Source organism: Komagataeibacter diospyri (assembly GCF_043995075.1).
GTDB classification, from domain to species: domain Bacteria; phylum Pseudomonadota; class Alphaproteobacteria; order Acetobacterales; family Acetobacteraceae; genus Komagataeibacter; species Komagataeibacter diospyri.
The window spans coordinates 298,158-311,161 of record NZ_CP171836.1; the positions used below are offsets into that span (position 1 = coordinate 298,158).

At 54.2% G+C, this 13,004-nt stretch carries 8 protein-coding genes; 5 read left to right on the top strand and 3 right to left on the bottom strand.

Annotation, left to right across the window (positions count from 1 at the left end; translation table 11 throughout):
* Nucleotides 1-109 precede the first annotated feature (109 nt).
* The gene (locus ACE2AA_RS01470; protein ID WP_395370828.1) at nt 110-1,615 is read right to left on the bottom strand and encodes an amino acid permease; all 1,506 of its coding nucleotides are present in this window, start codon (nt 1,613-1,615) and stop codon (nt 110-112) included.
* Nucleotides 1,616-2,160: 545 nt separating this feature from the next.
* On the opposite strand from ACE2AA_RS01470, the gene ACE2AA_RS01475 reads away from it, so the two are divergent.
* The 3 genes from ACE2AA_RS01475 to ACE2AA_RS01485 all read left to right on the top strand — a co-directional run bounded on the left by ACE2AA_RS01475 (nt 2,161) and on the right by ACE2AA_RS01485 (nt 5,398).
* Nucleotides 2,161-3,318, top strand: a complete 1,158-nt coding sequence (locus ACE2AA_RS01475; RefSeq protein WP_395370829.1) for an amine dehydrogenase large subunit — start codon at nt 2,161-2,163, stop codon at nt 3,316-3,318.
* A gap of 53 nt (nt 3,319-3,371) precedes the next feature.
* Nucleotides 3,372-3,920 carry a methylamine dehydrogenase light chain gene (locus ACE2AA_RS01480; RefSeq protein ID WP_141259663.1) on the top strand — a complete coding sequence of 183 codons (549 nt, stop codon included), beginning with the start codon at nt 3,372-3,374 and terminating at the stop codon, nt 3,918-3,920.
* Nucleotides 3,921-4,234: 314 nt separating this feature from the next.
* The gene (locus ACE2AA_RS01485) at nt 4,235-5,398 is read left to right on the top strand and encodes a lipase family protein (protein ID WP_395370830.1); all 1,164 of its coding nucleotides are present in this window, start codon (nt 4,235-4,237) and stop codon (nt 5,396-5,398) included.
* A gap of 205 nt (nt 5,399-5,603) precedes the next feature.
* Here ACE2AA_RS01485 and ACE2AA_RS01490 read toward each other — a convergent pair whose 3' ends face one another.
* Complete coding sequence (locus ACE2AA_RS01490) at nt 5,604-7,499, bottom strand: NAD(P)-binding protein (RefSeq protein WP_395370832.1); 1,896 nt, start codon at nt 7,497-7,499, stop codon at nt 5,604-5,606.
* A gap of 202 nt (nt 7,500-7,701) precedes the next feature.
* Here ACE2AA_RS01490 and ACE2AA_RS01495 point away from each other — a divergent pair, with 202 nt between their 5' ends.
* Nucleotides 7,702-9,702, top strand: coding sequence for an NAD(P)-binding protein (locus ACE2AA_RS01495; RefSeq protein WP_395370834.1), 2,001 nt, complete (start codon nt 7,702-7,704; stop codon nt 9,700-9,702).
* Between the two features lie 3 nt (nt 9,703-9,705).
* Nucleotides 9,706-11,160, top strand: a complete 1,455-nt coding sequence (locus ACE2AA_RS01500; RefSeq protein WP_395370836.1) for an aldehyde dehydrogenase family protein — start codon at nt 9,706-9,708, stop codon at nt 11,158-11,160.
* 220 nt (nt 11,161-11,380) lie between these two features.
* Here the strand turns inward: ACE2AA_RS01500 and ACE2AA_RS01505 are convergent, their stop codons facing one another.
* Complete coding sequence (locus ACE2AA_RS01505; RefSeq protein WP_395370838.1) at nt 11,381-12,715, bottom strand: glycosyltransferase family 2 protein; 1,335 nt, start codon at nt 12,713-12,715, stop codon at nt 11,381-11,383.
* Between the last annotated feature and the right edge of the window lie 289 nt (nt 12,716-13,004).

The following is a 13,004-nucleotide window of genomic DNA, read 5'->3' on the forward strand; positions in this document are numbered from 1 at the left end:
AGCTTCAGAAAAACGCCGCCTTTTCGGAAAAAAGGCGGCGCCAAAAAACTTTATTATTTATCAGCAGGCTATCTTGATTCAATCCTTGCATCGGCCAGCCTGTGGGACGTCAGGGTTCCATGCTGTCGGATGTTTCAATCCGGCGCCCCACATAACTGCGTGACCGGCCATATCCATAATATATGAGCAGCCCGATTGCCCCCCATACCGGCAGGACCAGGATCGCGATCAGGTCCAGTGACAGGTAAAGATACAGACAGCCAAGAATGGCAAGCGGCGCGAACAGCCATATGACAGGCGCCCGGAACGGGCGGATGCGTGTGGGATCGGTCCGGCGCAGGATCAGGACGGATATGGCGACCATGGCGAATGCAAACAGCGTGCCGGAATTGGAATAGTCAGCCAATGTGCCCACGGGCAGGAAGGCGGCCCCGATGGCGGTGCCAATGCCGGTGACAGTCGTCACGATGTGCGGTGTGCGATAGCGGGGGTGAACACGGGCAAAGCTGTCGGGCAGCAGGCCGTCGCGTGCCATGGTGAAAAATATGCGCGTCTGCCCGAAAATCATCATCAGTACGACAGAGGGCAGGGCAATGGTGGCCGCAAGGCCGATCAGGTTGCCAATTCTGACCCACCCGATGGATCGCAGCACATGCGCCAGGGCTTCGTGTGAGCACGGCAGGGGATCCTGCGCGCCGGCTGCGACAATCGTGCGGCATCGCTGATCCAGCGCAAGCGTGCCGGGCGCAAGTATGTTACCATCAGCCCCGGTAACCGGCTGCGCCCCAAGGGGAGAGCCAATGGCCCCAAGGGAGACCAGCAGGTAAAAAATGGTGCAGAAGGCCAGGGAGGCGATCAGGGCGATGGGCACATTGCGCTGCGGGTTGCGTGTTTCCTCGGCTGCGGTTGATACGGCGTCAAAGCCGACATAGGCAAAAAAGATGGATGCGGCCGCCCCGGCCATACCTGTCATTCCGGTCGGCATGAAGGGTTCGAAATGACTGATGTTCATGACCGGAATGGCAAGGATGGCGAACAGGGACAGGGCGGCCACCTTGATGCCGACCAGAATGGCATTGGCTCGCGCGCTTTCGGTCGTACCAAGGACCAGGAGCCAGGTAATCAGCAGGGTAATGACCACTGCCGGCAGGTTGATATAGCCGCCAGCGGATGGACTGTTGACCCATAGGGGGGAGATTTCGATATGGAACAGGTTCTGGATCAGGCCGATCATGTACCCCGACCAGCTTGATGCCACGGCGGAGGCCCCGATGGCATATTCCAGGATCAGCGCCCAGCCCACCATCCACGCCAGCCGTTCACCCATCACGGCATAGGTATAGGTATAGGCCGATCCCGCGGTGGGAACCATGGATGCCAGTTCGGAATAACAGATCGCCGCGCACATGCAGATGAAACCGGCAAGGATGAAACTGAGCATCATGCCCGGTCCCGCTTTCTGCGCGGCTTCGGAAGTCAGTACGAATATGCCGGTGCCAATAATCCCACCGATCCCCAGCATCGTAAGTTGGAAGGCTCCAAGCGAACGATTCAATGATTTCTTTTTTGCCGTCGCCAGGATTGCGTCCAACGACTTCACGCGATCAAATTTCATCCACCCGATTTCCCCCGTTTTGCCCCTGACCCGGCATTATATGCTTTCATGCGAAGCAGAACCTACGGATAAAATCGCCAAGCGCAAGCGCTGGAGGAGGGATGCGGCCATCCATGCAGGGGGCGTCCCATCCCTGTCTTTTCATGGCGCGTCTGGCACGCCGCGGAAAATCCGCGTGACCGGGAATATAAGCCTCCCCCGATCCGGTGTGACAGTTCGTGTGGGCCACTAACGTTCCAGATCGTCATGGCCGCCAGCCTGCCCTTAATGTCCTGGAGGCACTGCGCGCCGATGGGGGATGGCAGACAACGTTTCTGCCGGTGACGTGCGGACAAGGAAGGGGGACAGGTCATGTTCATCACGGTTGTCGGGGCTGGCTACGGTGGATGTGTTGGAATCGGCGATGTAGATGTCCATGATGCCCCGGCTGTGCGGCAGTCCGGACGCGTGCTGCACCGTAATTTGTAATATCGGGTATGCTGGCTTATTATATTGTGATATCGCAATAATATTTGTATCGTAAGAAATCTTGATGGAGGAAGTGCATGACAGGTTGGTTTCGGCGCGTATCGGCCATGGTCGCAGCTGTCGTGGTTTCCTCCCCGGTCCTGGCGCTGGCTGCCGACCCTTCGCCTGCCCTGCAGGCGGAACAGAGCGATGTCGCGCAGCTTCCGGCAATGGGAGCGCACTGGGTCTTTCCCTATACCAAGACAACGGCGATCACCATTTATGATGGGGATAACGGCCGTATCCTGGGCACGATTCCCGCAACGCCGCTGGCCAATAATGTCATCACGCCTGACCGGCGGAGCATTTACATAACCGAGACGTCATGGTCGCTTGTCGATCATGGGGACCGGCATGACATGCTGCAGCAGTTCGATGCCCGTACACTGGAACGCGTGCGCGAACTGGCGCTGCCCCCCCGCGCACTGGTGGGACGCAAGCAGCAGAATTTTGATGTTGATGCCAACGGGAAGTTAGGGTTCATATTCGACCTCAGCCCGGCTTCCGCCGTCACGGTTGTTGACCTGTCCGCGTTCAAGGTGGTCCGCACGGTGGATATTCCCGGTTGCGCGCTGGTCTTCCCATGGCAGAGTGGTGGCTTTTCCAGCCTGTGTGGTGATGGATCACTGACCAATGTGGCGGTGGGAACGGATGGGAAAGCCAGCGTTACCCATTCCATACCGTTTTTCAGCGCGGATGGCGACCCGGTCTACGAACAGAGCCTGGCGGAACGCGCGAAGGGTGATGCCTATTTCATTACCTATAGCGGCAAGGTCATAAAGGCGCATCTGGGTCCGCAACCGGTTGTCGAACCTGCGTGGTCAATCCAGCAGGCGGCAGGCCAGCCTGTTGCCGGAACCGGGGTGCAGGAACTGGCATGGCGTCCGGGCGGCACGCAGCCGTTTGCCATGTCCTACTATAATCACCATCTTTTCGCCCTTATGCATACAGGCGCATACTGGACCCACAAGACAGCGGGCACCGAAGTGTGGGAACTCGATACGCAGACACATCGTCTGGTACGTCGCATCGACCTGCCAGCGCCAGCCAAGGTGGTGGCGGTCAGTCAGGACCAGAAACCATTGCTGTATGCCAACGGGGAAAATGGAAATCTGATGGTCATCGACCTGCAGACCGGGAAGGTGCTGCGTAATACTCATATTGATGCAGGTGCCATGACTGTCACCCCGCCGTAAGGCAATCTCCGTTTAATTCATACTGTCCCCCATTGGTTTGGAAAATACTGGTTATGACTGAATCCTTTTTTGACAGCCTGGGCGAAAAGCTGACGCGGAAAATGGCGCAGGGAATTTCCCGTCGCAGCGTGATCGCCAGGGCGGGAAGTGCTGCGGTGGTGACGTCTTCCCTGCCACTTTTACCCGTTCAGCGTGCACAGGCGGCACAGACGCAACCGGCCGCGGTTTCGGATTTTGACCGCCGTGCCCAGTCCGCAGATCCGACAAAATGTGATTACTGGCGGCATTGCGCCATTGACGGTGTGCTGTGTGGATGCTGTGGCGGTGGAGTGCATACCTGTCCACCTGGCACGCAGCCTTCCCCCGTATCGTGGATAGGTACCTGCCGTAACCCTGTTGATAACCGGTCGTATGTTATTGCCTATCGGGACTGCTGTGGGCGCACATTGTGTAATTCGTCACCGGATTGCCATTGCAATACAGAAGACAGGGAACTGCCGGTTTACCGGCCACAGGCCAACAATGACATTATCTGGTGTTTTGGGGGATCGTCGGCAGTGTATCACTGTTCGACAGCAGCATTGGTCGGGCAGGCGGAATAATTACGGCATTTCCGCGGGCAGGGGGACAGGGTACAGGCTGTATTCATCTACCCTGTTCTTCGTTATGCCAAGGTAATGCCAGATAGTGTCGCATTCGCCATGACATGTGGTTTTTGCAGGCAACATACTAATAAGACATGCAGGCCTTTCTACCGTTCAGGGCGCGGTCTGGCTACGCCTGTGGGCTGATTGCCATCTGTGGTCAATATTTCTGCCTATTTACAAAAAATTTTTCAGGAAAAGGGACGAATTATATAATGTTATTAAATACAAGAAACACTCTTTTTGTTTGCAGTGTTCTGGTATGGAGTGGGATGGCTTCATATGCGCATGCCAGTACGCTGGAACAGGCACAGCTTAAGGAATCCCGGAATGCATTGGCAAACGAAGCATTCTATCAGGCTCCGCAAAATGGTAACGCACCCACATATGCAGGCGCGCTGATCCGTCAGGAACGGGCGACGGATTATATCCTGCCGCAGGGTGTGCAGGCCTACCGTATTCTTTATCATTCTCTGGATGCCACGCGGCACGATGTCGTCTCGTCCGCTGTCGTGCTGGTGCCAGCGGGACCTGTACCGGCAGGTGGATGGCCGGTGGTGGCATGGGCGCATGGTACCAGTGGTGTCGCCCGCCAATGCGCGCCATCATTGATGAAGAACCTGTATTACGGGAACGAAGGGCTTTTTGATTTTCCTGCCCATGGCCTTGCTGTTGTCGCGACGGATTATCATGGACTGGGAACGTCCGGTGCCCACCAGTACATGAACAAGCTGGCCCAGGGGTACGATGTCATCTATTCGGTTGCGGCCGCACGGTCGGCCGTGCCTGCCTTGGGCAGCCGGTGGGTCGCCGATGGGCATTCCCAGGGGGGAATGGCGTCATGGAGTGTCGGGGAAATGGAACATGATATTGCCGATCCCGGCTATCTGGGGACGGTATCGGTTTCCGGCACGATCAATATGCCTGATTTCGTTCATCCGCTGCCGGAGGAAGGGGGCGAAAGTTTTTATACCCCCATGGTGGCGTATGGCCTTCAGGCCCGTTATCCACAGTTTGATCCGCATTCAATGCTGAATGATACGGGCATGGCGCATTACGATGGGGCGGTCAGACAGGGATGCTGGTATGTCGCCAATGCCCTGTATGATGGTCAGTCCATTGACAGCATTACAAAAAAAGGGTGGCTGGATAACAAGTTCGTACAGTCTATGTTCCATGAGGATGCAGTGGCTGGCCAGCCGCTGAAGGGACCGCTTCTGGTTATTACCGGTGGGGGCGATGTGACCGTACCACCAGAAGGTGTCAAGGCGACGGCGCGGGCGGCCTGTCACAATCACATTCCGCTGTTTTTCACTGAACTGCCGGGTCTGGATCATGACCCGACGATGATCCAGTCTACCGCCATGCAGATTGCATGGATCAAGGACAGGTTTTCTGGCAAGCCGGCGATGGAAAACTGTGAAAGCCTGAAATAATAACGTGATTCATTCATGATGGAGGGGCCCAGACAGAACATATTCTGTCTGGGATTATTTACAAGCCTGCCTTCGAAGCATCATGCAGGTTATTATAAAAGTTTTTGGTGGAGCTTTTTTAGGAAGATTCGAAGAATGCCGCTAAAAAAAACGGTGTCCTAAAAATTTTATTTTTTTGAATTGTCTCTCGGTTTTCTATTTAATATCAGGTATATCCACGGCTGACGAGACATTCCTGAACCGCGCGTTCAGCTGCATCTATTGCGGTATTGGTAAAGGCTGCGGCAGTGGAATCCGCGTTGGCAATAGCGATCCGCCCATAAGGCTGCCTTCCGATAACATGGGGGCGCAGGGCTGCTGGCATATACGGATCTCCCAGCGTGTCGTAAGTATAGGCATAGCCGTGGGGCCAACGGTTTACGGTCAGTCCGACAATATCCTGTTCATGGTTGAAACCAAGAGGGCCGAACATGCGCTGAAGCTGGTCGCGGGTCTTGGCCTCGATTTCAGGGAAAGTCATGGCCAGCATTTCCTGGCGTCCCAGCCTGTTCTGTTCCTTGCGCGGGTGGCCCGGGGCATTTGCATTACGCAGCAGATGGACCATCGTCGGATGATCTGGGGAAGGATTGGTCGTATATCCGCCAATATCCACCGGCTCATCCACCAGAAGACGGGTATGGTAGGAACATGGCGCATAGATGGACTGGGTGCCGCAACGGCGCAGGGCCTGTCCATTGCGCAGCAGGACACTGCTGTATTGCATTGGAACCTTGGATGGGTATTTCAATGCATCCTTTTGTGCTTCAGGTAAGGATGGTACAATAAACGGAATGATATTGTTGAAGCATGCCATGATGACATTATCAGCCATGACTGCGTGGCGTGTATCGGATGTACCATCCGGTTTCTGGTATACTACCCTTACAGGTTTGTTATCATTCGGTCTGGTCGGATCACCTGTATGTTCCACGCGCACGACCATGCTGTTCAGGCGGATACGGACCGGACCCGGCAGATCCAGCCGGGAATAATTCCCCTGTGCCATGACAACGCTGGCTGCTGTTTGCGGGGTGCCAAAAAATGACGGGACCAATCGGCCAACCAGCAGTCGGGCAACAGTGGCATTACCATCAGGGAAGTGGAAAATAGCTGATTCATGCGGTGAGTCATGCGTGACCTCCATCCCGTTGAAACCGGGCGCATCCGCTTTCATCGCATCATAGGCGGGGCAGGTATCCACACGCATATTGTTACGAAAGGCCTTGCCTGCAAAGAAACGGATGGCCCCGTCCGACATGTTGGCATAACGACGCAGGAATGTTTCGTAACTGATCGTGCGCAGCAGGGCCTGGCGGGCATCTGGCGTCAGGTCAGGCAGGTAATTAATGGTTTGCGTATGCAGTCGCAGAAGGTCGGCCCGGGTTTCATTATCCAGCGGTGAGTCGTGGAAAAACCTGTCCCAGTTTTTCTCATGATAACCGGGAACCAGTTGATCCTTGCCGAAATTTTCCCGATCATAAAAAACAGCCGGTTCCAGTCCTTTCAGGCGGCTGGTTTTCAGGTAACTGGAATAGGTGTCCGGACGAATTCCAAGGTCCATCAGCAGGGATGTTGCAGTATAGCTGTAAGGGAAGGGGGTTTCGATACTCATCGTCCCGCCGTAGCCCAGATATGTCTGGCCCTTGTACTGTAATGCGTTCCGTTTGGCATGGCCGCCAAAATCGTCATGGTTGTCCAGAATCAGAATCCGTGCATCCGGTCCCATCGCGCGCTGGTAGAACAATGCCGCCGATAGTCCGGATATACCGGCCCCCACGACAACCAGATCATAATGTTCGCCTGTGTCGGTTGCCGTGACCTGCCCGGCGAACAGTCCGTCGCGTGCCGCGTGGGCAACTTCGAAAGAGCCGGGATACTGCCCCCGCAGGCCAGTCCGTAGCGGTGGGCAGGATGCTGCTGTCCCATTATTCGGGGAAACCGGGGCAGGCGGGGCTGCGTGTGCAGCGGATGGCATGGCGTTCGCCATGATTGGCAGGATCACGCCCTGTATCACGTTACGACGTGTTATCCGGGGCGTGTCGGCTGGAGATTTGTCGCTCATTCCGGGTCCATGCGTGTGGGTTGCGTCTATGCGCATAACACGTTCCGTTACCGGAACAAACCAGAATTGCACCAGTCATGTTGAGGGTTTTCCGGTCGGAACGTTCCGTTTTCAAATCAGAACGAAAAGGCATGGTCATGATCGTAAATTAAGATTATTTTGCGAAATTATTTCGTTATTGTTTCAAAGGGGCCTGTTCCGGATGTCAAGGAAAACAACGGTTTCCACGCCTGCGGTTACGCGTCGTGATTTTATCAATGGTGTGCTGGTCAGTACCGCGATCGGCACGATGGAAGGGCGGGCACGGGCAGCAGGGGCTGCAGCCATTGCCCCGCCGGCACGGACCGGCATGCGTGGCAGCCACCCCGGAGCGTTCGAGGCAGCACACGCCCTGCGTGACGGAACCGTTCCGGCCCACAAGATCCGAAAGACGGATGAGGTCTATGACCTTGTCGTCGTGGGTGGGGGACTGAGTGGTCTTTCCGCGGCCCATTTCTTTCGTAAATATGCGGGAGCGGACAAAAAGATCCTGATCATCGACAATCATGATGATTTCGGTGGTCATGCCAAGCGGAACGAATTCAATGTTGATGGCGCCCGGATGGTGCTCAATGGTGGCACGCTGGAAGTCGAATCCCCCGAACGCTACAACCAGTGGGCACGGATGATACTGGATGACATCGGTGTCGACCTTGATCGTTATCTGAAGGAGAATGCGCCCAACGAGTCCCTCTATTCCCGCCATGGGATGGGACCGGGCCTGTTTTTCGATCAGGAAACATGGCATGCCGATACCCTGGTGCGTAGCGCCGTGGGCACGGAAAACTGTCTCAATGCCCATGCCCTGCAACATGCCCCGCTCAGCAACAGGGCGCGCGCAGACCTCATGCGCCTGCTTTCGCCACGGCAGCCGGATTACCTGCATGGCCGCTCGGTTGCGGAAAAGAAGAAATTTCTCGCCAGTATTTCATACCCGGATTACCTCACGAACTGGGCAAAAGTGGACCCGTCCATTCTGTGGTTTTTCCGCAAGGCAGGCAGTGGCGTTTTCTGTGTCGGGTCGGATGCGCTGCCCGCGCTGTTCGCCTGGACAATGGGCCTGCCTGGATTTTCGGGGCTGGGGCTGGGTGACGTGCCGGAGGGGCTTCTGGCCGACCTGCCCGGTGGCCAGCATGGGCGGCAGAAGGAAAGCGGGCATAGCGTTCACTTCCCCGATGGCAATGCAACCCTTGCCCGCCTGCTGGTTGCCTCCCTCATTCCTGCGGCGACAAAGGGGCGTACGCAGGAAGACATGGCGACGGCCACGTTCGATTATGGCGCGCTGGACCGCGCCGGGTCTGCCGTGCGGATACGGCTGGGCAGCATGGTGATGAATGTTGCCCATGACGGCGCCCCGGATCAGGCTCGGCACGTATCGGTCCTGTATGCCCCGGCGGGGGAAGCTTCCCCCACGCAGTACCATCAGGTACAGGCCCGGCAGGTAGTCATGGCGTGCTGGAACATGTTCATTCCCTATCTGGTGCCAACACTGCCTGATACCCAGAAGAAGGCGCTGGCTTATGGCGTCAAGGGGCCGATTGTTTATGTGAATGTGGCATTGCGTAACTGGCGGGCATTTGAAAAACTGGGCGTAAGTGAAATCCGTTGTCCGGGAATGTATTTTGATGAGGTCTCGCTTGCAGAACCCACGGCCCTTGGCGGGCTTTCCCTGCCATCCGATCCTGACCGTCCCGTCGTCATCCGCATGATCAAGACGTTCAGCGTGCCGGGCCTGCCAAAGCGGGAGCAGTACCGCGCCGCGCGTGGTATGCTGCTGGGCATTTCATTCGAGACGTTTGAACACGAAATCCGTAACCAGCTGCAGCGCGTGCTGGGTGCAGGTGGCTTTGACGCCACCCGTGATATTGCCGCCATAACCGTCAACCGCTGGCCGCATGGTTATGCCTATACCTATAACAGCCTGTATGATCCCGCCGAATGGGTGTTTACCGAGACGGATACCCGCCCCTGCGTGGTGGGCAGGCAGCTATTCGGACGCATTGCAATAGCCAATTCGGATGCATCAGCCAGCCCCCATACCGACGCCGCTTTTCTGGAAGCGCATCGTGCCGTGACCGAACTGCTGGATGCAGGCCAGTATCCGTTTGTGCCGACAGTTTCCGGCAATACGGCTGATACACATAGTAATGAAGGAAAAATATAAGTCATGACAGGCGATAACGCGATTTCCGCACACGCTCATCAGATGTATTGTAACGGGCAGTGGGTTACGCCGGATGGACAGGAGCAGATGGATGTCATCAATCCTGCGACCGAGAAGCCCTGCGCCCGGATCACGCTGGGCAATGCCCGGGATACGGAACGTGCGATCAAGGCGGCCCGCGCGGCTTTCCCTGCATGGTCCATGACGGATCGCGCCACCCGCCTGTCGGCGCTGGAACGGATTGTAGAGATATACAAAAGACGCATGAAGGACATGGCCCGCGCCATTTCGCTGGAAATGGGCAGTCCCCTGACCCGTGCCTATGACAGTCAGGCCTGGGCTGGAATGGCGCATCTGGAAGAAATGGTTAAGGTACTGCGCGATTTTCCGTTTGAGGAAAGGCGCGACGATATGCTGATTGTCCATGAAGCAGTAGGCGTTACCGGCCTGATTACCCCCTGGAACTGGCCAATGAACCAGATCGCCTGCAAGGTCGCACCAGCGCTTGCGGCGGGCTGCACCATTATCCTCAAACCCAGCGAAGTTGCTCCCCTCAGCGCCCTGCTCTTTACCGAAATACTGGATGAAGCCGGTCTGCCACCGGGTGTGTACAACATGCTGAACGGCACAGGCCCGGAAGTGGGAGAGGCAATGGCCTGTTCTCCGCTGGTCGATATGGTGTCGATTACCGGATCCACCCGCGCTGGTGCGGCGGTTGCGCGTCTGGCAGCGGATACGGTCAAGCGCGTCCATCAGGAACTGGGTGGAAAATCCCCCAATGTCATCCTGCCTGATGCCAATCTGGAACAGGCAGTGGCGCAGGGTGTGCGTAAATGTTTCAGCAATTCGGGGCAGTCCTGCGATGCGCCAACCCGCATGCTTGTCCCCGCTGCCCGGATGGAGGAAGCACTAGACATTGCCCGTCGTACGGCTGCCACCATTCGCGTGGGGGACCCGATGGACCCGGAAATCGATCTTGGCCCGGTTGTCAGCCATCTCCAGTTCGATCGTATCCAGACGCTGATCCATAAAGGGATGGATGAAGGGGCCACACTGGTATGTGGCGGCCCAGGCCGTCCCGAGGGTCTGACATGCGGATATTACGTGCGTCCGACCATATTCGGGCATGTAACGTCTGAGATGGCCATTGCCCAGGAAGAAGTCTTTGGGCCGGTTCTTGTCATAATGGCTTATGATAATGAAGAACACGCCATTCAGATCGCCAATGACACGCCCTATGGTCTTGCAGCATATATCCAGTCAGGCGACCTGTCACATGCGCGGCATGTAGCCCGTTTCCTGCGGGCCGGTAATGTGAATATCAATGGCGCCCCCTGGACTGTTGCAGCACCATTTGGCGGATATGGACAATCCGGCAACGGACGGGAATGCAGCGTATATGGACTGCGTGATTTCATGGAAATCAAGGCAATCCTTGGATATTGGACAGCACCCTGACCTACCGGGCAGAGGCGAATTGAGCCGATACCGGCATGGGATGTTTGTGTGGGACTGCTTCTGCAGTCCCATGCATGCACTGATTGCCATAGAGCTTATGTTCACATTTCAGCAGTCTGCAAGCTGAAGTGCGGCTACCTCTGGATGGATGGCAATGCTATCCGCCCGAGTACCAGATGACGCTATCTGGTTAATCTATATTACTTGTATATATGAAAATTTACATTTGTTCGTGGACGATACTCCCGTATATTTCAACTTGATCAAGGTGTAGGAAGTTACGTTCCATTAGTATTATACGAATATATCGTGCAAAAAAAGATGTGGATATGTGTAGAGGGGTAGTGATCAAACTACCAACTGGAATATTGTCCATTTTTTCAAATGCAACATGAAAATCTTTTCCATTATCTGAATATAATATCCTGATATTTTTGCATCTTTCTGATGTTGCGTCGATTATATTGTAAATAACGATGTCGGTTATAAAATATTTATCAATAAGATCTATCTGCCACCATGGATTGTTTTCCAGATCGGTATGAAATTTTACGGTTCCGTTGACATTTCCATTGACTGCATTGCCCGCGTCTGTTCGGGGATCATTCCCTATGGACCAGTCGCTTACGCTGCTTTGATTACAGGGCCTGTTTAAAGAAATAATGTTGCCATTCACAATAGGAGGTACGGTAATTTCGGAAGATTTTCTTATTAAATTATCCCAGTATGCACACAGCGATACGTCTTCTTCCTCATTGAACTCATGCATCGAACGTTCAAGGGCATTTTTCTTGCTTGCTTCTGTTTCATCCCAGATGACCTGCCCTGAAAATGCGCCCCCCGTTCCACGATTTATCCTGTGTTTCAGATATTCACGGGACTTGATCATATAATGATGGACGGTTGCTGTTTTCTGGATTGCATGTATTTCTTTTGGTGATAGTGTATTTGGGTCAAAGTTGGTGCGATGCAGGACATCGACAACTCTGATTTCCTTATAACTATGTCCGGCAGGGTTGTGCCAGAAGCCAAAACCTGCTGGAGAAAATATTTTATCATCAAGAAGATATTCGGTTTTGCAGATATATTTTGTGAACTGGTTTATTTGACGTGCTCTTTTTTTATAATTTTCCAGAACGGATCCTGATGGGCTTTTTTCATATCCATTATGCCCAAAAACGATCCAGTAAAATACAATGCAGTCTGCTTCTGGATAATGATGCACCAGATCAGAAATGTTTTTAAATGCCGGAATATCCAGAAATTCGTCAACATCCAGGAAACTCACCCATTCTGTTTCCTGATGATAGTTGGACAGGAAATGCAGATACATCTGCTGTTGCAGGCCCTGCCCCTTGAAATGTATAAAAGTTACGAATTTATTGTTTCCGACTACAAATGGAAGAATTTCCCTATAGAGTTCGTCCGGGTTATCATCATTGCAGTACAGGTAAACATGATCGTACCCTATTGATTTATAATAGGTTAACCATTCCAGGATATATGATTTCTCCCATCTGGCACAGACAGCAACAGAGAAATTGTATTTTACCATATCAGTATCTTACCAAAAATTACATGATTGCATATATAATTAATAATTTTTATCTGTCGTCGTCATGGCATTGTGCAGTTCCCATATTCGTGCCGATGGCAGGTATGGGAGACCCCGTCTCCCTTTCTCAGGCGGGAAAATACAATCTTAATCTTTATTTTTAGTAAGAATTTTCTGAAAATCATATGAAGCGGGCAGGCATGCAACGGAAGATCAGGCGGTGCGGTCATGATATGTCGGGCCTACCGAAAGAAAGGTCTGTTTTTTATCCGATTATGGCATGAACTGA